16 protein-coding genes are annotated in these 19662 nt (G+C 73.9%); 13 read left to right on the forward strand and 3 right to left on the reverse strand.

The features are described from left to right. Positions 1-6 precede the first annotated feature (6 nt). Complete coding sequence (gene miaB / locus RNC47_RS20160) at positions 7-1503, forward strand: tRNA (N6-isopentenyl adenosine(37)-C2)-methylthiotransferase MiaB (protein ID WP_311600678.1); 1497 nt, start codon at positions 7-9, stop codon at positions 1501-1503. A gap of 34 nt (positions 1504-1537) precedes the next feature. Next, the gene (locus tag RNC47_RS20165) at positions 1538-2263 is read left to right on the forward strand and encodes a class III extradiol dioxygenase subunit B-like domain-containing protein (protein WP_311600680.1); all 726 of its coding nucleotides are present in this window, start codon (positions 1538-1540) and stop codon (positions 2261-2263) included. Between the two features lie 29 nt (positions 2264-2292). Here the strand turns inward: RNC47_RS20165 and RNC47_RS20170 are convergent, their stop codons facing one another. Then, positions 2293-2493, reverse strand: a complete 201-nt coding sequence (locus RNC47_RS20170; protein WP_311600682.1) for a hypothetical protein — start codon at positions 2491-2493, stop codon at positions 2293-2295. A gap of 142 nt (positions 2494-2635) precedes the next feature. Here RNC47_RS20170 and miaA point away from each other — a divergent pair, with 142 nt between their 5' ends. The 6 genes from miaA to panD all read left to right on the forward strand — a co-directional run bounded on the left by miaA (position 2636) and on the right by panD (position 9689). Continuing rightward, complete coding sequence (gene miaA, locus RNC47_RS20175) at positions 2636-3583, forward strand: tRNA (adenosine(37)-N6)-dimethylallyltransferase MiaA (RefSeq protein WP_311600684.1); 948 nt, start codon at positions 2636-2638, stop codon at positions 3581-3583. A gap of 117 nt (positions 3584-3700) precedes the next feature. Then, the gene (locus RNC47_RS20180) at positions 3701-4201 is read left to right on the forward strand and encodes a hypothetical protein (protein WP_311600753.1); all 501 of its coding nucleotides are present in this window, start codon (positions 3701-3703) and stop codon (positions 4199-4201) included. Positions 4202-4221: 20 nt separating this feature from the next. Further along, complete coding sequence (gene dapF, locus RNC47_RS20185; protein ID WP_311600686.1) at positions 4222-5121, forward strand: diaminopimelate epimerase; 900 nt, start codon at positions 4222-4224, stop codon at positions 5119-5121. Positions 5122-5402: 281 nt separating this feature from the next. Next, positions 5403-7529 carry a RelA/SpoT family protein gene (locus tag RNC47_RS20190; RefSeq protein WP_311600688.1) on the forward strand — a complete coding sequence of 709 codons (2127 nt, stop codon included), beginning with the start codon at positions 5403-5405 and terminating at the stop codon, positions 7527-7529. 144 nt (positions 7530-7673) lie between these two features. Then, positions 7674-9167 (forward strand): GTPase HflX, encoded by a 1494-nt coding sequence (hflX, locus tag RNC47_RS20195; protein ID WP_311600691.1) that lies wholly within the window; start codon positions 7674-7676, stop codon positions 9165-9167. Positions 9168-9263: 96 nt separating this feature from the next. Continuing rightward, positions 9264-9689 carry an aspartate 1-decarboxylase gene (gene panD / locus RNC47_RS20200; protein ID WP_311600693.1) on the forward strand — a complete coding sequence of 142 codons (426 nt, stop codon included), beginning with the start codon at positions 9264-9266 and terminating at the stop codon, positions 9687-9689. A gap of 66 nt (positions 9690-9755) precedes the next feature. On the opposite strand, the gene RNC47_RS20205 is transcribed toward panD, so the two are convergent. After that, positions 9756-10982, reverse strand: a complete 1227-nt coding sequence (locus RNC47_RS20205) for a trypsin-like serine peptidase (protein ID WP_311600695.1) — start codon at positions 10980-10982, stop codon at positions 9756-9758. A gap of 274 nt (positions 10983-11256) precedes the next feature. On the opposite strand from RNC47_RS20205, the gene RNC47_RS20210 reads away from it, so the two are divergent. The 4 genes from RNC47_RS20210 to RNC47_RS20225 are packed head-to-tail and all read left to right on the forward strand — an operon-like array spanning position 11257 to position 17722. Continuing rightward, on the forward strand, positions 11257-13191 hold the full coding sequence (locus tag RNC47_RS20210) for an IucA/IucC family protein (RefSeq protein ID WP_311600698.1): 1935 nt from the start codon (positions 11257-11259) through the stop codon (positions 13189-13191). A 9-nt stretch (positions 13192-13200) separates the two neighbouring features. Then, entirely contained in the window at positions 13201-13845 is a 645-nt protein-coding gene (locus RNC47_RS20215; RefSeq protein WP_311600700.1) for a GNAT family N-acetyltransferase, read from the forward strand. A 51-nt stretch (positions 13846-13896) separates the two neighbouring features. After that, on the forward strand, positions 13897-15666 hold the full coding sequence (locus RNC47_RS20220) for an IucA/IucC family protein (protein WP_311600701.1): 1770 nt from the start codon (positions 13897-13899) through the stop codon (positions 15664-15666). A gap of 43 nt (positions 15667-15709) precedes the next feature. Further along, positions 15710-17722 carry an ATP-dependent DNA helicase gene (locus tag RNC47_RS20225; RefSeq protein ID WP_311600703.1) on the forward strand — a complete coding sequence of 671 codons (2013 nt, stop codon included), beginning with the start codon at positions 15710-15712 and terminating at the stop codon, positions 17720-17722. A gap of 59 nt (positions 17723-17781) precedes the next feature. Here the strand turns inward: RNC47_RS20225 and lexA are convergent, their stop codons facing one another. Beyond that, positions 17782-18525, reverse strand: a complete 744-nt coding sequence (lexA, locus tag RNC47_RS20230) for a transcriptional repressor LexA (protein WP_311600704.1) — start codon at positions 18523-18525, stop codon at positions 17782-17784. Between the two features lie 493 nt (positions 18526-19018). Between lexA and nrdR the strand changes: the two genes are divergently transcribed. Continuing rightward, a complete protein-coding gene (nrdR, locus tag RNC47_RS20235; RefSeq protein ID WP_311600706.1) occupies positions 19019-19534 on the forward strand; it encodes a transcriptional regulator NrdR in 516 nt (171 codons plus the stop codon). Positions 19535-19662 lie beyond the last annotated feature (128 nt).

A 19662-nucleotide genomic window follows, 5' to 3' on the forward strand; every position in this document is an offset into this window, starting at 1 on the left:
TCTCGCATGCCGGAAGTCGCGCGCACATACCAAGTCAGGACGTTTGGCTGCCAGATGAACGTCCACGACTCGGAGCGAATGGCCGGGCTGCTCGAGGCCGCCGGCTACGTCGCCGCCGAGCCGGGCGCCGACGCGGCCGACATCGTGGTCTTCAACACGTGCGCCGTCCGGGAGAACGCGGACAACCGGCTCTACGGCAACCTGGGCCAGCTCGCGCCGAAGAAGAGCGCCCGCCCCGGGATGCAGATCGCCGTCGGCGGCTGCCTCGCCCAGAAGGACCGGGACACCATCGTGCGCCGCGCCCCCTGGGTCGACGTCGTCTTCGGCACGCACAACGTGGGCAGCCTGCCCGTGCTGCTCGAGCGCGCCAGGATCCAGCGCGAGGCCCAGGTCGAGATCGCCGAGTCGCTGGAGGCCTTCCCCTCCACCCTGCCGACCCGCCGCGAGAGCGCCTACGCCGCCTGGGTCGCCATCTCCGTCGGCTGCAACAACACCTGCACCTTCTGCATCGTGCCCGCGCTGCGCGGCAAGGAGAAGGACCGCAGGCCGGGCGACATCCTCGCCGAGATCGAGACGCTGGTCGCCGAGGGCGTCAGCGAGATCACCCTGCTCGGCCAGAACGTCAACGCCTACGGCTCGGACATCGGCGACCGGCAGGCGTTCTCCAAGCTGCTGCGCGCCTGCGGCGGTATCGAGGGCCTGGAGCGGGTCCGGTTCACCTCCCCGCATCCGCGTGACTTCACCGACGACGTCATCGAGGCCATGGCCGAGACGCCCAACGTGATGCCGCAGCTGCACATGCCCCTGCAGTCCGGCTCCTCCCGGGTGCTGCGCGCCATGCGCCGCTCCTACCGCCAGGAGCGGTACCTGTCCATCATCGAGAAGGTCAGGGCGGCCATCCCGGACGCGGCCATCACCACCGACATCATCGTGGGCTTCCCCGGCGAGACCGAGGAGGACTTCGAGGAGACCCTGCACGTGGTGCGCGAGGCCCGCTTCGCGCAGGCCTTCACCTTCCAGTACTCCAAGCGGCCCGGCACCCCGGCGGCCGAGATGCCGGGGCAGATCCCCAAGGAGGTCGTCCAGGCGCGGTACGAGCGTCTCGTCGCCCTCCAGGAGGAGATCTCCTGGGCGGAGAACAAGAAGCAGGTCGGCCGCACCGTGGAGGTGCTGGTCGCCGAGGGCGAGGGCCGCAAGGACGACACCACCCGCCGGCTCTCGGGCCGGGCCCCCGACAACCGCCTGGTCCACTTCACCCGCCCCACCGAGCCGGTCAGGCCGGGCGACCTGGCCACCGTCGAGATCACCTACGCCGCCCCGCACCACCTGCTGGCCGAGGGCGAGGTCAGGGCCGTCCGCCGCACCCGCTCGGGGGACGCCTGGGAGCGGCGCGCCGCGGCCCCGGCCGGTGACGCCAAGCCGGCGGGCGTGATGCTCGGCCTGCCGGGCGTCGGCGTCCCCGCCCCGCTGCCGGAACCGGCCGGCGGCTGCGCGGTGTCCTGACCGGCCCGCCGCTACCCGGGGTTAGGCTCCCGACATGCTCGTCGCCGCCGCCGTCTGTCCCTGCCCGCCGCTGCTGGTCCCCGAGGTCGCCGGGGGCGCCGCCCACGAACTCGACGCGGCGCGCGCCGCGTGTTACGACGCGCTGGCGGTGCTCTCCGCGGCCCGGCCCGAGCGCCTCGTGGTCGCGGGCCCCGCGGCCGGCGACGGCCTCGCACGCCTGGCGGCCGGCGCCCGGGGCTCGCTGCGCGGCTTCGGGGTCGGCGTCGAGACCGTGCTCGGCGCCCCGGTCCGGGGGGCCGCGGGCGACTCGGGGGAGCCCGAGCTGCCGCCCTCGCTGACCGTGGGATCGTGGCTGCTCCAGCGCGTCGGCTGGCGCTCGGCCCCCGTGGCGGCGCTGGCCGTGGGCGAGGAGCTCGACCCCGAGCGGTGCGCGGCCGCCGGCCGCGAGCTCGCCGGCGGCGCGGAGCGGCTCGCGCTGTTGGTCATGGGCGACGGCAGCACCTGCCGCTCGCCCAAGGCACCCGGCTACTTCGACGAGCGCGCGGCGGACTTCGACGCGGCCGCCGCGCGCGCCCTCGGCGCGGCCGACCTGGCCGCCCTGCGCCGTGTCGACCCCGAGCTCGCGGCCGAGCTCGGGGCCGCCGGCCGATCCGGCTGGCAGCTGCTCGCCGCCGCGGCGGAGGGCGCCGGCCTCGCCGGCCGGCTGCTCTACGACGACGCGCCCTACGGGGTCGGCTACTTCGTCGCCTCCTGGTCCTGAACCCCCCGGGCCTGAGGGAGGGCGAGCGGCTACGCTCGGGCGCCCTCCCCGGCCTCGCTGGCCTCCTCGGTCTCCCTGGCCTCGTTGTCCGCCGCCTCGGCCGCCGCCGTCTGCTTCGGGATGCCGACCGACTCCGCCGCGGCGCCGGCGCCCGCCGCCGCCTCCGGACCCCTGCCGGCGGGCGGCTCCTCCTCGGCGGCACGGCGACGCAACCAGCTGAACACACCCATGGACCTCTCCTGACCTGACGACTCAGGGGCGATGAACGGCCGGAAGGCCGGCGATTCGCCCTCGGAACCCCAAACGACCCCAAAGCCCCCGCGTCACGTCGCTCGTTCGAGGACCGGCCGGCCGGTCTGCGAGACTTCCCGGGTGAACACCCCAGCCCCAGCCCCGCAGGTCATCGCCGTCGTCGGGGCGACCGCGGCCGGCAAGTCCGACCTCGGCGTCGCGCTGGCCGAGCGCCTCGGCGGCGAGGTGGTCAACGCCGACTCGATGCAGCTGTACCGCGGCATGGACATCGGCACCGCCAAGCTCACCGAGGAGGAGCGCCGGGGCGTGCCGCACCACCTGCTCGACGTCTGGGACGTCACCGTGACCGCGAGCGTCGCCGAGTACCAGCGGCTGGCCCGGGCCACCATCGACCGACTGCTCGCGGCCGGCCGCACGCCCGTGCTGGTCGGCGGCTCCGGCCTCTACGTGCGCGGCGCCGTCGACGCCCTGGAGTTCCCCGGCACCGAGCCCGCCGTCCGCGCCCGGCTCGAGGAGGAGCTCGCCACCGTCGGCAGCGGCGCCCTGCACGCCCGGCTGGCCGCCGCCGACCCCAGGGCCGCCGAGGCCATCCTGCCGAGCAACGGCCGCCGGATCGTCCGCGCCCTGGAGGTCATCGAGATCACGGGCCGCCCCTTCACCGCCCAGCTGCCGGGCCCGGGCATCGACCCCACGGTCTACCCGACGCTGCAGCTGGGCGTGGCCGTGGACCGCCCCGAGCTGGACGCCAGGATCGCCGACCGGGTGGACCGGATGTGGCGTGCCGGGCTCGTCGACGAGGTGCGCGCCCTGGAGCGGGTCGGGCTGCGCTCCGGGCGCACCGCCTCGCGTGCCCTCGGCTACCACCAGGTGCTCGCCGCCCTGGCCGGCGAGTGTGGGGAGGACGAGGCGCGGGAGGAGACGGTTCGCGCCACCCGGCGGTTCGCCCGCAGGCAGGAGAGCTGGTTCCGCCGCGACGCCCGAGTGCACTGGCTCGACGGGTCGCGGGAGGGGCGCGAGGGACTCGTGGAACGGGCGTGGAACCTGCTCGAACGGACGGTCACATCCTGATCACGTGATGGCATCGGGACGCTCCAAGCGGGCGGGAGCGGCCATCGCGCGTGCCATCATCGAGCAATGTCGCAATGGCCGTGAACCGTTGGAACCAGGTAGGGAGGGCGCGTGGCGATGGAGGCCAGCCCTCGCGAAAGCAACGGCACGGCGGAGGACGTTCCCGCGCCCCCGTCCCGCCTCGACCCCGGTACCGAGGCCGAGCTCGACGTCGACGCCGATCCTGTCGCGGGAGACGACTACGCGGAGACCACGGCGGTGCCCGACCCCGCGGCCGGCGGCGAGTTCTACGAGGAGCTGCGCCCGCCGCGGCGGCTGAAGCTCGTCCTCTTCGCCCCCATCGTCGTGCTGAGCCTGCTCGGCGCCCTGATGTTCGCCTTCCCGCTGGCCTTCGCCTTCGACGGCGCGGGCGCCGTGGTGGCCATGCTCGGTCTGTTGATCGGCTGCAGCGCCGCCGGCTGGGGCATGATGGCCGCCGGCCGGGCCGGCTTCACCTGGCCCGGGCTGCCGCCGCGCGGCTCGGGGCGCCGCCCCGACTGGCGGGTGCTCGCGCTCTACGGCCTCGGCCTCGTCCTCTTCGCCCTGCTCGCCGTCTGGCGCGTCGCCGGCCTGCGCTGACCCCGACTACGATCGGACGGGTGAGCACCACCACGCAGCCCGTGCCGTTCCTCAAGGGTCACGGCACCGAGAACGACTTCGTCATCATCCCCGACCCCGAGGGCCGGCTCGACCTCACGCCCGCCGCCGTCGCCCGGATCTGCGACCGGCGCGCCGGCGTGGGCGGGGACGGCGTGCTGCGTGTGGTGCGCTCCGCCGCGGAGCCGGCGGCCCGCGCCCTGGCGGGCGAGGCCGAGTGGTTCATGGACTACCGCAACGCGGACGGCAGCGTGGCCGAGATGTGCGGCAACGGCGTCCGGGTCTTCGCGCACTACCTGCGCCACGCCGGCCTCGTCAAGGACGGCACCGCCGCCGGCGGGGCGGGGGAGTGGCTGCCCGTCGCCACCCGGGCCGGCGTGCGCCGCGTCCGCTTCGCGGAGGGCGGGGACGTCGTCGTCGACATGGGGGCCGCCCGGCTGCCCGCGGGACCGGAACCGGCCGTCACCGTCGCCGTGGGGGAGCGCAGCTGGCCCGCGCTCCAGGTCGACATGGGCAACCCGCACGCCGTGGCCTTCGTCGGCGACCTGGGCGACGCCGGGCGGCTGTTCGACCCGCCGGCCGTCGCGCCGGCCACCGCCTTTCCCGCTGGGGTCAACGTCGAGTTCGTCGTGGATCGCGGCCCCCGCCACGTGGCCCTCCGGGTCCACGAGCGCGGCTCGGGCGAGACCCGCTCCTGCGGCACCGGTGCCTGCGCCGTGGCGGTCGCCGCCGCCCGTCGCGGCGGTCTCGACCCCGCCAGGGACGGCGAGCCAGCGGTCCACACCGTGGACGTGCCAGGTGGCCGACTCGTCGTCACCGAGTTCCCCAACGGCACCATCACCCTCACCGGCCCCGCCGTCCTGGTGGCCGAGGGCACCCTCGAACCGGCCCTGCTCGGCTGACCCGCCCGCTCCACGCCCGCCCCCACGTGCGCTGACGTGCGCTGATGTGCGCCCGTCGTGCGCCGGACGGTTCCTGGCCTGAGGAGCCATCGCTTTCAGCCACCTTTCCCCGGACATAAGTCACTCGCCTGGGTGATCCACCACGTTAGGGGCGGCCGGTGGTCGGGGCGGCGTGCTGGGCTCGGTAGCATCAAGCACCGGCGCCGCTGCGGGATCACAGGTCACGGGGATCACTGGGATGAGCCGCGGTCCGGTCCAAAGACCGCGGGAGGTGCCACCCCATGAGCGCAGAGGCGACAGCACCGAGGGGCCGGCGGGGGCACCGCCGGGACGTGCTGAGGCTGCGTCAGCTCGGCCGCGCTGCCATCTTCGGAGCGGCCGTCAACAACCGGCTGCCCGACGCCATCGAGCACGTCGCCCAGGTCCACCGCCGTCACCACCCGGGCGCCGACCTGGACACGCTGCGCCGCGCCTACCTGCTGGCCGAGTCCGCGCACCGCGGCCAGACCCGCAAGAGCGGCGAGCCGTACATCACCCACCCGCTGGCCGTGACCCTGATCCTCGCCGAACTCGGCGCCGAGACCACCACGTTGACCGCCTCGCTGCTCCACGACACCGTCGAGGACACCGAGGTGACGCTCGACCAGGTGGGCGCCGCCTTCGGCGACGAGGTACGCCACCTCGTGGACGGCGTCACCAAGCTGGAGAAGGTGGACTACGGCGCGGCGGCCGAGCCCGAGACCTTCCGCAAGATGCTGGTCGCCACCGGCAGCGATGTCCGGGTCATGTCCATCAAGCTCGCCGACCGGCTGCACAACATGCGCACCCTGGGCGTGATGCGCCCCGAGAAGCAGGCGCGCATCGCGCGGGTCACCCGCGACGTGCTGATCCCGCTGGCCGAGCGCCTGGGCGTGCAGACCCTCAAGACCGAGCTGGAGGACCTGGTCTTCGCCGTCCTGCACCCGGAGGAGCACGCGCAGGCCAGGGCGTTGATCCGCGAGCACGCCCGGCGCCCCGACCCGCTCGCCGCCGTCGCCGAGTCCGTGCGCGAGGTGCTGCGCGCGGCCGGCGTCGCCGCCGAGGTACACATCAGGCCGCGGCACGTGCTCTCCGTGCACCGGGCCCGCCGCAAGCGCGGCGAGCTCGGCCCCTGCGACTACGGCCGGCTGCTGATCCTGGTCGCCGAGGACGCCGACTGCTACGCGGTCCTCGGCGAGCTGCACACCTGCTTCACCCCCGTCGTCTCGGAGTTCAAGGACTTCATCGCGGCGCCCAAGTTCAACCTCTACCAGTCGCTGCACACCGCCTTCCTCGACGACGGGGGCCGGCTCGCCGAGGTGCTGGTGCGCACCCACCGGATGCACAGCGTCGCCGAGACCGGCGTCGTCGCCCTGGGCGACCCGCACCGGTCGGCCGACGGCGAGGCCGCGGGGGACGACGGCGAGCGCGTCGACCCGACCCGCCCCGGCTGGCTCTCCCGGCTGCTCGAATGGCAGCGGCAGGAGCCGGACCCGGACACCTTCTGGAGCTCGCTGCGCGACGAGCTCGCCAGCGACCGCGAGATCACCGTGTTCGCCGAGCGGGCCGACGAGGGCCCCCTCCAGCTGCCGGCCGGCGCCACCTGTGTGGACGCCGCGTACGCCCGGCACGGCAAGGCCGCGCACGCCTGTCTCGGCGCCCGGGTCAACGGCCGGCTCGCCAGCCTGCGCACCGTGCTGCGCGACGGGGACACGGTGAGCCTGCTGCTCGCCCCGGACGGCGGCTCGGGACCGTCCCCCGAGTGGCTCGACTACGCCGTCACCCCGGCCGCCAGGATCGCGATCCGCCGCTGGCTCGACGCGCGGACCCCCGAGGCGGAGGGCGAGCCGGAGCGTCCCGCCCCGGCCGCGGGGCCACGCGCCCGGGTGCCGGCCCCGGCCGCCGAGCCCGGCGCGGGGCCCGAGACCGCGGCCGAGGCGCAGGGCGCCGTGGTGACCGACGCGCCCGGCGCGCCGGTCAGGCTCGCCCGCTGCTGTACCCCGGTGCCACCGGACCGCGCCCTCGGCTTCACGGTGCGTGGTGGCGCCGTCACCGTGCACCGGGAGAGCTGTCCCTCCGCGGTCCGCATGGTCGGCGCCGGGCGACAGCCGCTGGCCGTCGGCTGGCGCTCGGGGGCCGTCGAGGGCCGCGTCACGCTGCGCGCCGAGGCCCTGGGCCGCGCCGAACTCCTCGCCGACCTCACCGAGGCCATCGCGGCCCAGGGCGCCGCCGTGGTGCACGCCGAGGTCGAGCCGCCGCGCGAGCAGCGCGTGCGGCACACCTACACGCTGCGACTTCCCGACGCCTCGCGGCTACCGGGTCTGATGCGGGCGATGCGCCGGGTCCCCGGCGTCTACGACGTGAGCCGAGCCGTGCGCACCGGGTCCTGACGCGGGTCCCACGACGTCCGACACCACCGCCAAACCCGGATGACGGGGCGGTGTCCGCGTGCCACCATGGTGCGGGCGCCGGGAATTCTCCGGTTCGCCCGGGCGTTCCCCGAACAGTCATCGCAGTCGACCCTAAGGATCGAATTGACCTTCTCCTCTCTTCCTCACAATCCTCAGGACCACCAGCGCCGCGACGCCGGTCGCCGGGCCGACGCCCTGATGGACGAGGACGTCGCCTGGAGCGGTATCGACGAGGAGCGGGACGGTGAGCAGTTCGACCGCGAAGACCGCGCCGCGCTCCGCCGGATCGTCGGCCTCTCCACCGAGCTCGAGGACGTCACCGAGGTCGAGTACCGGCAGCTGCGCCTGGAGCGCGTCGTGCTGGTCGGCGTCTGGACCTCGGGCACGGCCAGGGACGCGGAGAACTCGCTGGCCGAGCTGGCCGCCCTCGCGGAGACCGCGGGCGCGCTCGTGCTCGACGGCGTGATCCAGCGCCGTGACAAGCCGGATCCGGCCACCTACATCGGCTCGGGCAAGGCCCAGGAGCTGCGCGACCTGGTGCTGGAGACCGGCGCCGACACCGTGGTGTGCGACGGTGAGCTGAGCCCGGGCCAGCTGATCCACCTGGAGGACGTCGTCAAGGTCAAGGTGGTCGACCGCACCGCCCTGATCCTGGACATCTTCGCCCAGCACGCCAAGTCCCGCGAGGGCAAGGCCCAGGTCTCGCTGGCCCAGATGCAGTACATGCTGCCGAGGCTGCGCGGCTGGGGCCAGTCGCTCTCCCGGCAGATGGGCGGCGGCGGTTCCAGCGGTGGCGGCGGCATGGCCACCCGCGGTCCGGGTGAGACCAAGATCGAGACCGACCGGCGGCGGATCCGCGAGAAGATGGCGAAGATGCGCCGGGAGATCGCGGAGATGAAGACCGGCCGCGAGGTCAAGCGCCAGGAGCGCCGCCGCAACAAGGTGCCCTCGGTCGCCATCGCCGGCTACACCAACGCCGGCAAGTCCTCGCTGCTCAACCGGCTCACGGGCGCCGGCGTCCTGGTGGAGAACGCGCTGTTCGCCACCCTCGACCCGACGGTGCGCCGCGCCGAGACCCCGAGCGGGCGGGCGTACACGCTGGCCGACACCGTCGGCTTCGTGCGGCACCTCCCGCACGACCTGGTCGAGGCGTTCCGCTCCACCATGGAGGAGGTCGGCGAGGCCGACCTGATCCTGCACGTGGTGGACGGCTCGCACCCCGTCCCCGAGGAGCAGTTGGCCGCCGTGCGCGAGGTGATCGGCGAGGTCGGGGCCCGCGACATCCCGGAGATTGTGGTCGTCAACAAGGCGGACGTGGCTGACGAGTTGGTCCTGCAGCGGCTGCTGCGCACCGAGCGCCGGGCGATCGCCGTGTCGGCGCAGACCGGCCAGGGCATGGCCGAGCTGCTGGCCACCATCGACGCCGAGCTGCCGCGGCCGGCCGTCGAGCTCGAGGCGCTGGTGCCCTACACCGAGGGCGCGTTGGTCTCCCGGGTGCACGCGGAGGGCGAGGTGCTCGCCGAGGAGCACACCGGCGACGGCACGCTGCTCAAGGCCCAGGTCCACGAGGAGCTCGCGGCGCTGCTCGCGCCGTACGTGCCGGCGGCCAGGGGCTGACCGGACCGGGAGGGACGCGCGGCCGCCCGCGTATGCTGGTGGCGGCGCGTATCCCTCCCGGGAGCGCGACCCCTCTGACCAGGGAGAACGTGCATCGTGTTGCGCACCATGTTCAAGTCGAAGATCCACCGTGCCACCGTCACCGAGGCGGACCTGCACTATGTCGGGTCGGTCACCGTCGACGCCGATCTGATGGACGCGGCCGACCTGTTGCCCGGCGAGCTCGTCCACATCGTCGACATCGACAACGGAAACCGCCTCGAGACCTATGTGATCGAGGGCGCCAGGGGCAGCGGCGTCATCGGCATCAACGGCGCGGCGGCCCACCTCGTCCAGCCGGGCGACCTCGTCATCCTCATCAGTTACGCGCAGGTGGACGACGCCGAGGCCCGTGAGCTGCGGCCCACGGTCGTCCACGTGGACGGCGCCAACCGCGTCGTCCGGCTCGGCAACGACCCGTCGGAGCCGGTGCCCGGCAGCCGCACCGAGCGGAGCCCGAGCGCCGTCGCCGCCGGCGGCTGACCAAAACACGGAAGGGGCCGGTGTCCGCTCGCGGACACCGGCCCCTCGTCGTCGCCGGGTGCCGGATCAGCCGGCCTGCTGGCTCACGTACTCGAGGACGTCACGCGCCTCCACGTCCAGCCGCGGTCCGGCGAGCCAGGTGCTCTCGAACGGACCGATGGAGTTGACCGAGATCAGCTCGGCGTTGCCGTCGTCACCCGTCCGCAGCCAGGGGCCGCCGGACGAACCGCCGGTCATGGTGCAGCCGACCCAGTAGAGCACCGGCATGGTGGCGTCGATGGACAGCCGGCCCGGGTCGCCGTCGCAGTTGTACATCAGGGCGCCGTCGTAGGGCTCGGCCGCCGGGAAGCCGTAGAGCGAGACGGTGCCGAGACCGGAGACCGCCGGGGCGTCGAAGTTGACGGGGACGGACGCGCCGACCGTCTCCTCGAGGGAGAGCCCGCTGCCGTCCTCCGGCTCCACGGACAGCACCGCGAAGTCGCCGTGGGCGCCGTCGCCGCCCGTGGTGGTGCCGTTGTCGATCCAGTACTGGGTGGTCGACACGTAGTTGGCCCAGAAGACGCCGTAGGGCGCGACCTCCTCGGCGTTGGCCGGGTCGTTGGCCTCGGCCGCGCTCAGACCGTTGTTGTTGTACGCCGGCACGAAGCTGATGTTGCGGTACCAGCCGCCGCCGACCCCCGCGTGCACGCAGTGGCCCGCGGTGGCCACCAGGTTCGAACGGCCCGGGTTGTTCGGGTCGCTGACCACGGTGCCGGAGCAGACCATCGGTCCCTCCGGGCTGTCGAAGAACACCTTGCCGATCGGCGCGCCGTTCTCCGTGTACGGGGTCTGCACCGGGACGGCCTCGACGGGCAGCGGCTCGGGGTCGGTGATGCCCCGGTCCGCCATCGGGTCGTCGGCCTCGGGCGCGTTCGGGTCCTCCTGGATCTGGTCGTCGTCGATCGACTGGTCGGGGTCCTCGGCCTGGCCCATGCGGTCCGGGTCCCACAGGCCCTCGATGATCGGGTTGACGAAGTCGCCGACCTCGCGGAGCCAGGTGTCCTGGTCCCAGTTCTCCCAACCGCCGTCGAGCCAGGCGTCGACGTCGAAGTCGAACGGCAGGTTGTCGATGATGTCCTGGAGTTCACGGCCTCCCTCGGTGCCTTCCGAGGAGCTGTCGGTCGGCGCCTGGGCGTCGTCGCTCGACTCGTCGTCGCCGTTGCAGGCGGTGGCGGTGAGCGCGAGACAGGCGGCCATCGCCGTGGCTGCGAGCGCGGCGCGGCGACGTGAAGATCGCCTGCGTATCGATGACATGGGTGAACTCCCCCTGGGTGGTCTCACTGGTATTGCTCGGTGGTGCTCGGAGCGTCTGCCCGGCACACCGCCGGCGCGGAGGGCGACCCCCACTATGCCGGTGACCAACTGGACGGCAGCAGCCGGGTCCCCGGTTCCACCGGGGCGCGAAGGGACGGCCCACGGCGCGCGCTTCGCGGATCGCCCAAAGGATCTTGCCACAGGCCGTGTTCCCGCCCGCGCGCGATCGTTACTACGGATGGAGCAGCGAAGCACCAGCACAGACAGGTGAGAGATGAACGGACGCCCTCGTCCCGACCGCAGCCCGGGCCGCGAGCGCCAGCCCGTCCGTCGCCGGTCGGCCCGGCTCATGGAGCCGGCCATCCCGCGGCAGCCGAGGGGCGAGCGGTCCCAGCCGGCCGAGCAGGAGGGCGCGCCGGCGGCGGACGCCGCCGATCCGCTGGAGCATCCGCTCGCCGAGGTGGCGGCCGACGCGGCCACCGTGGAGAGCCTGTTGCGCTGTTGGATCAGGGAGACCGGCGCGGCGAGGCCGACCGGGCGCACCCTGCTCGTCCCGCTCGCCGCCTCGGGCGTCGTGCTCCGCGTCGGCCTCCGGTACTGGTCGGCCACCGGCTGGCACCGTTTCGGCGCGGTGCGCATCGAGGGCGCGCCTCCGGCCGCCGCTCCCGTGGACGCGGTCACGTTGGCCGCCCTGCTCGGCCGGGAGGCGGCGCACCGGGGCGGCGCCGGCCGGGGCGGCGCCGAGGCCACCGCGATGGTGGGCCGGGTCGCCGACTCGGTGCGGCGGACCGCCGGCTTCCTGGCGGAGCGGCGCCGCGCCCCGGGGCCCTCCGCGCACGGCCACGCCTTCCTCGACGCCGAGCAGTCCCTCCTCCTCGGCCACCCGCTGCACCCCACTCCCAAGAGCCGCGAGGGCCTGGCGGGCCACGAGTCCCGGCGCTCATCACCCGAGTTGCGCGGCTCGTTCCCGCTGCACTGGATGGCCGTCGACCGCTCGGTGCTCGCCGCCGACTCCGCGTGGACGGAGCGCGGCGAGACGGTGCCGGCCGAGGTGCTCGCCGCCCGTCTCGCCGGCCCCGGGCTCGCCCTCCCGCCCGGCACGGTGCCGCTGCCGCTGCACCCCTGGCAGGCCCGCGACGTGGTCCACCGCCCGTCCGTGGCCGCGCTGTTGGGCGCCGGGCTGCTGCACGACCTCGGCGAGCACGGCGAACCGTGGTACCCCACATCCTCGGTCCGCACGGTGCACCGGCCGGGCGCGCCCGCCATGCTCAAGCTCTCGCTCGCCCTGCGCATCACCAACTCCCGCCGGGAGAACCTGCGCAAGGAGCTGCACCGGGGCGTCGAGGTGCACCGGCTGCTCTCCAGCGGGCTCGGCGCGCAGTGGCGCGCCGCCTTCCCCACAGGACCGGGGTTCGACATCGTGCGCGACCCGGCCTGGCTCGCCGTGGACGATGCGCAGGGCAGGCCCGTGCCCGGCCTCGACACCGTCCTGCGGCACAACCCGTTCGGGCCACGGGACGACGCCCTGTGCCTGGCGGCGCTCACCGGTCCCCGACCCTGGCCCGGCCGCCCCGAGGCCGAGCTGCGCTCCCGCCTGGCCGACGTGGTGTGCGCCATCGCCGACCGCACCGGGCGCGGCACGCCGGCCGTGGCCGCCGAGTGGCTGCTCCGCTATCTGCGCACGGTGGTCCGGCCGCTGCTCTGGCTCGACGCCCGGGCGGGCGTGGCGCTCGAGGCCCACCAGCAGAACACGCTGGTCCTGCTCGACGCCGAGGGCTGGCCGGCCGGCGGTCGCTACCGGGACAACCAGGGGTACTACTTCCGTGCCTCGCACCGCGAGGTCCTGGAGCGCCGGCTGCCCGGGATCGGCGCCAGTTCCGACACCTTCGTGGCCGACGAGGTGGCGGACGAGCGGTTCGCCTACTACCTCGGCATCAACAACGTGCTCGGCCTCATCGGCGCCTTCGGGGCGCAACGGCTCGCCGACGAGGGCCTCCTGCTGGCCGCGTTCCGCCGCTTCCTGACCGAGGAGGCCCGTGGTGCGGGGGGCGATCCCGTGTCGTCGCTGGTGGCCCACCTGCTGGAGTCGGCGACCCTGCGCTGCAAGGCCAACATGCTCACCCGCCTGCACGGTCTCGACGAGCTCGTCGGCCCGGTGGACGGCCAGTCCGTCTATGTGACGGTCCCCAATCCGCTGGCCACCGCCTGAAGGAGCCGCATGTCCGACGCCCAGCCCCAGGCCGGGGGCGCCGCCACCGCCGAGGCCGGAGAAGATCAGGACGCCGAGGAAGAGTGTGCCGAACCGCTCCCTCCAGTCGGCCGGATCGCCGACTGGGGGCCGGCCGACACGCCGGCCGGGGAGCTGCGCCTCGTGCCCGTGGTCCCGGCCCGTGACCTCGGACTCCTCGCCTCCTGGATGAACGATCCAGTGGTCGACGCCTTCTGGTCGCTCGCCGGGCCGCCCGAGCGCACCGCGGCGCACGTCCGGGGCCAGCTCGCGAAGGGCGGCGGCCGGAGCGTGCCCTGCGTCGGCGTGCTCGACGGGCGGCCGATGAGCTACTGGGAGATCTACCGGGCCGATCTCGATCCGCTCGCCCACCACTACCCGTCCCGCCCGCACGACACCGGTCTGCACCTGCTGATCGGCCGCCCCGAGGACCGCGGCCGCGGCGTCGGCGCCGCCCTGCTGCGCGCCGTCGCCGACCTCGTGCTGCGCCACCGGCCGCGCTGCGGGCGCGTGGTCGCCGAGCCCGACGTGCGCAACGCGGCCTCGATCGCCGCCTTCCGCGCCGCCGGCTTCCGGCGGGTCGGCGAGGTCCTGCTCCCGGAGAAACGTGCCGCCTTGATGCTCAGGGAGCGCTGAGCGCCCGGTGGCCGGCCCGACCCCCGCCCCCGCGACCGAGGAGGAGAGCCCGTGTCCCCGTTTCCCGCCAGGCCGGCCAGCGCCGGCCAGACCGTCTGGGAGCTGGCAGCCCGCGGACTGCTGGCCAAGATGATCGGCGAGTTCGCCTACGAGGGCATCGTCACCCCTCGCCCGGACGGCCCGCCGGCCGACGCCTACCACCTGCGCGTCGCCTCCGACCTCGGCTACCGCTTCCGGGCCAGGCGCGGCGCCTACGGCCACTGGAGCGTGGATCCGGCGAGCCTGCCACCCGGCGCCGACCCGCTGGAGTTCGTGGCCCGCGCCCATGACACGCTGCTCGGGCTCTCCGGCGACACCACGGGCCATCTGATCCGCGAGCTCACCGCGACCCTCAGCGCCGACGTGGCCCTGGCGGCCGACCCGATCAGCGCCGCGGAGCTCGCCGACCTGGACCACGCCGAGCTCGAGGGGCGCCAGACCGGTCACCCGTGGCTGGTGGCGAACAAGGGCCGCCTCGGCTTCTCCGCCACCGACGCCGCCCGCTGGGCCCCCGAGTCCCGCACCCCCCGCCCGCTGCCCTGGCTCGCCGCACACCGCGAGTTCGCCCACTACCGGGGCATATCCGCGCTGGCCAGGCCCGAGGCGCTGTACGCCGACGAGCTGACCGGCGCCACCCGCGAGGCGTTCGCCCGCACCGTCGCGGAGCAGGGACGCGACCCCGCCGATTACCTGTGGCTGCCCGTCCACCCGTGGCAGTGGGACGAGACGATCGCGACCCTCTTCGCCCCGCAGCTCGCCTCCCGCGCGCTGATACCCCTGCCCACCGACGGCGACCTGCGGCTGCCCCAGCAGTCCGTCCGCACCTTCCTCAACGCCAGCCGCCCGCACGGCCGCACCGTCAAGCTGCCGCTCTCCATCCTCAACACCCTGGTGTGGCGCGGGTTGCCGACCGAGCGCACGCTGGCCGCCCCCGCCGTCACCGGCTGGGTGCACGCGGTGCGCGACGGCGATCCGTTCCTGGCCGAGGAGACCAGGCCCGTGCTGCTCGGCGAGATCGCCTCCGTCACCGTCGAGCATCCCCTCTACGACCGGCTCCCCACCGTCCCCTACCAGTACCGGGAGTTGCTCGGCTGCATCTGGCGGGAGCCGATCGGGCCCGACCTGGGCGCCGGGGAGCGGGCCCGCACCCTCGCGGCCCTGCTCTGGACCGACGCCACCGGCCGCTCCCTGACCGCCGAGCTGGTCGAGCGCTCGGGGCTCTCGGCCCGCAGCTGGCTGCGGAGCCTGTTCGCGGCGCTGCTGCCGCCGTTGCTGCACTTCCTCTACCGCTACGGCACGGTGTTCTCGCCGCACGGTGAGAACGCGTTGGTGGTCTTCGACGAGCGGGACATCCCGGTCAGGCTCGCGGTCAAGGACTTCGTGGACGACGTCAACCTGAGCGCCGAGCCGCTGCCCGAGTTCGACGCGATCCCGCGGCAGGTGCGTGAGGTGCTGCTCACCGAGCCGCCCGGTTTCCTCCCCCAGTTCATCCACTCCGGCCTCTTCGTCGGGGTCTTCCGCTACCTGGCCCCGCTGTGCGAGCGGGAACTCGGCGTCCGGGAGGGCGACTTCTGGTCACTCGTCCGGGCGGAGATCCTCCACTACCAGCACCGCTTCCCGGAGCTCAAGCACCGCTTCGAGGCGTTCGACCTGCTCAGCCCGCGTATCGAGCGGCTGTGCCTCAACCGCAACCGGCTGCACCTGGACGGCTACCGGGACCGGTCGCAGCGCCCGCACGCCGTGGTCCACGGGACTGTCGCGAATCCGCTGCACTGCCCTTGAGCGGGACGAGAGTGTCAGTGGAGCCGCGTAGGGTGTCAGCCCTATGACTGCCACATCAGGGAAGCCCACCCTCACCGATCTGCTGCACGCCGCCGTCGCCGCCGTGGGAGGTGCCGAGCGGCCCGGGCAGGTCGCGATGGCGGAGGCGGTCGCCGAGGCGTTCCAGGCCGGCACGCACCTGCTGGTCCAGGCCGGCACCGGCACGGGCAAGTCGCTGGGCTATCTGGTGCCGGCCATCGCCACGGGGGACCGGGTGGTGGTGGCCACCGCCACCCTCGCGCTCCAGCGGCAGCTGATCGAGCGTGACCTGCCGCGCACGGTGGAGGCGCTGCATCCGCTGCTCCGCCGCCGACCCGAGTTCGCCACCCTGAAGGGCCGGTCCAACTACCTCTGCCTGCACCGCCTCCACGAGGGCGTGCCGCAGGACGACGAGGAGGGCCTGTTCAACCAGTTCGAGGTGGCGGAGTCGACCGGCGGACCCACCAGCAGGCTCGGCAAGGACCTGCTGCGGCTGCGGGACTGGTCGGACGAGACGGAGACGGGGGACAGGGACGACCTGGCCCCCGGCGTCTCCGACCGGGCCTGGGCCCAGGTGTCGGTCTCCTCCCGGGAGTGCCTTGGCGCCAGCAGGTGTGCCTATGGCGCCGAGTGCTTCGCGGAGGCGGCGCGGGAGCGGGCCAAGCTGGCCGAGGTGATCGTCACCAACCACGCGCTGCTGGCGATCGACGCCATCGAGGGCGCGCCGGTGCTGCCCGGGCACGACGTGCTGATCGTGGACGAGGCGCATGAGCTGGTGTCCCGGGTGACCGGGGTGGCGACCGGTGAGCTGACGCCCGGCGGCGTCGGGCGGGCGGTGCGGCGGGCCGCCAAGCTGATCGACGAGAAGACGGCCGACCGGCTGGCCACGGCGGCCGAGGGCTTCGAGCGGCTGATGGAGCTGGCCCTGCCCGGTCGGCTCGAGGAGATCCCCGAGGACCTGGGCTACGCGCTGACGGCCCTGCGCGACGCGGCCCGCGCCGCGATCACCGCCCTGGGGAACACCAGGGACGCCTCCGTGGCCGACGAGGACGCGGTGCGCAAGCAGGCGCTGGCCTCGATCGAGACGGTGCAGGAGGTGTCCGAGCGCATCGTGCAGGGCTCGGAGTTCGACGTCGTCTGGTACGAGCGGCACGACCGGTACGGGGCGTCGCTCCGGGTGGCGCCGCTGTCGGTCTCCGGGCTGTTGCGGGAGAAGCTGTTCGAGGACCGCTCCGTGGTGCTCACCTCGGCGACGCTCAAGCTCGGCGGGGACTTCAACGGGGTGGGGGCCTCGCTCGGCCTGGCGCCCGAGGGGCAGCACGACGAGGAGTTCCCGGAGTGGAAGGGCCTCGACGTGGGATCACCCTTCGACTACCGGAAGCAGGGCATCCTCTATGTCGCGCAGCACCTCTCGCCGCCCGGGCGGGACAGCAGCCGGGCGGACATGATCGACGAGCTGGCCGAGCTCGTGGAGGCGGCCGGTGGGCGCACGCTGGGGCTCTTCTCGTCGATGCGTGGCGCGCAGACGGCGGCGGAGGAGCTGCGGGGGCGCCTCGACGTGCCGATCCTGCTGCAGGGCGAGGAGACGTTGGGCGAGCTGATCCGGGCCTTCGCCGAGGACGCGCGGACCTGTCTCTTCGGCACGCTCTCGCTCTGGCAGGGGGTTGATGTGCCGGGGCCGAGCTGCCAGCTCGTGGTGATGGACCGGATTCCCTTCCCCCGGCCGGACGACCCGCTGGTGAGCGCCCGGCAGAAGGCCGTGGAGGAGGCCGGCGGCAACGGCTTCATGGCCGTGGCCGCCACCCATGCCGCGCTGCTGATGGCGCAGGGGGCCGGCCGGCTGGTGCGGGCCACCGGGGATCGAGGCGTGGTCGCGGTGCTCGACCCCAGGCTGGCCAAGGCGCGCTACGGGGGCTTCCTGCGGAGCTCGATGCCGGACTTCTGGTACACCACCGACCGGAATCAGGTGCGGCGCTCGCTCGCCGCGATCGACGCGGCCGCGCGGGACGCGGCGGTCGAGGGCGCCACCGCGTCGTAGGGCACGGCGTCACAGCGGGTACCGGGCGGCCCGAGGGCAAGTGAACCGGGCGGTGGCGGTCAGATCCGCCGCATCACGGCGACGACCTTGCCCAGGATGGTGGCGTCGTCCCCCGGGATCGCCTGGTAGGCCGCGTTGTGCGGGAGAAGCCAGACCTGGCCGTCCTCGCGCTTGAACCGCTTGACGGTGGCCTCGCCGTCCAGCATCGCGGCGACGATGTCACCGTTCTCCGCGACCGGCTGGCGGCGCACCGTGACCCAGTCACCGTCGCAGATGGCGGCCTCGATCATCGAGTCCCCGACGACCTTGAGCACGAACAGCTCGCCGTCCCCGACCAGCTGCCGGGGGAGCGGGAACACGTCCTCGACGGACTCCTCGGCCAGGATCGGGCCACCGGCCGCGATCCGGCCGACCAGCGGCACGTAGGAGGCCGCCGGCTTGCCCGCGGTGTCGGCGACCTGCGGGGCCGGGGTCTCGGCGCCGCGCACCTCGTAGGCGCGCGGGCGATGCGGGTCGCGCCGCAGGAAGCCCTTGCGCTCCAGGGCCATCAGCTGATGGGCGACGGAGGAGGTGCTGGAGAGGCCGACCGCCTGGCCGATCTCCCGCATGGACGGCGGGTAGCCGCGACGCTGCACCGAGTCACGGATGACCTCGATGACCCGGCGCTGGCGATCGGTGAGACCCGAGCTGTCGGCCCGGATGCCGGGAGGTCGGCCGGGCATCGAACGGGGGGCCCCCGGCGCCGCGATGCGGTCATGGCGGCGCTCAGCGGCGGTGATGGCGTCGTCTGCTGCGGTGGTCATGTCGGCCCCTTCTCGGTGGTACTCCCTAGTCAGACAACGGTAGTTGCTATCGAAAGGTTGCGCCAAACACACGTTCGAGTGAAAAATCGCTGATCAGCTGACGTGATCAAGAGGGTGGGTGTAAAGAGCTCGCGTCGGCCGGGGTCGGCCGCGAACGGTTACCGGGCCATGCGATAGCCTCCCATGCGTTCGCCGGCCGCTCGCGCGCGGCCCGCACTGGGCCCCGGCCGTCCCGCCGCGACACGCGCGGCGATGATGTTGACAGCCTACCCCCACCATCCCCTAGATGTAGTGGTCTGCTGTCAAAACGATCCCAGAAATTGTGGTCTCGCGTCATCCTCGGCGAGGGAAATCGCCTATGCTTGGGAGCGTCCCCGGGGAGCGCCGACGGCGCGGCCCGGGGTGGCGGAGCAGTGGTCCCATGGTTGTGGTGAGCACGCTCCGTGACCGAGGCTCGCGTGAGTCGTCAGCGCCGTGAGGAAGGGAGTAAGCGATGCACTGCCCCTTCTGCAGGCACCCCGACAGCCGCGTCGTCGACAGCCGCACCGCGGACGACGGGACCATGATCCGCCGGCGTCGGCAGTGCCCGAGCTGCTCGCGGCGGTTCACCACCGTGGAGACGGCCTCGCTGATGGTGATCAAGCGCAGCGGCGTGACGGAGCCCTTCAGTCGGGACAAGGTGATCGCCGGCGTCCGCAAGGCGTGTCAGGGGCGTCCCGTCACGGAGGACGCGCTGGCGCAGCTCGGTCAGCGGGTGGAGGAGGCGGTGCGTGCCACCGGCAGCGCCGAGCTCTCCACCCACGACGTGGGCCTGGCGATACTCGGCCCGCTCCGCGAGCTCGACCTGGTCGCCTATCTTCGCTTCGCCTCGGTCTACCGGGCCTTCGACTCCCTCGAGGACTTCGAGGCCGCCATCGCCGAGTTGCGCGAGGGCTTCGCGCCCGAGCGACCACCCGCCGACGCGGGCCCGGCCCCCCTTCCCGAGGGCCGACCGGCGGCCGCCGGCTAGCGCCCGGCACCTCAGGCGGCGAGGCGGGGCACCACGCCGGCCGCCGTCCCGGGCGGACGACACACACAAGAGCTTGACCGAGGCGCATGGTCGCGCTCCGGCCATCAGAACAGAACGCGCGATCCGGT

This window comes from Streptomyces millisiae, assembly GCF_031845425.1.
Lineage (GTDB): Bacteria > Actinomycetota > Actinomycetes > Streptomycetales > Streptomycetaceae > Streptomyces > Streptomyces millisiae.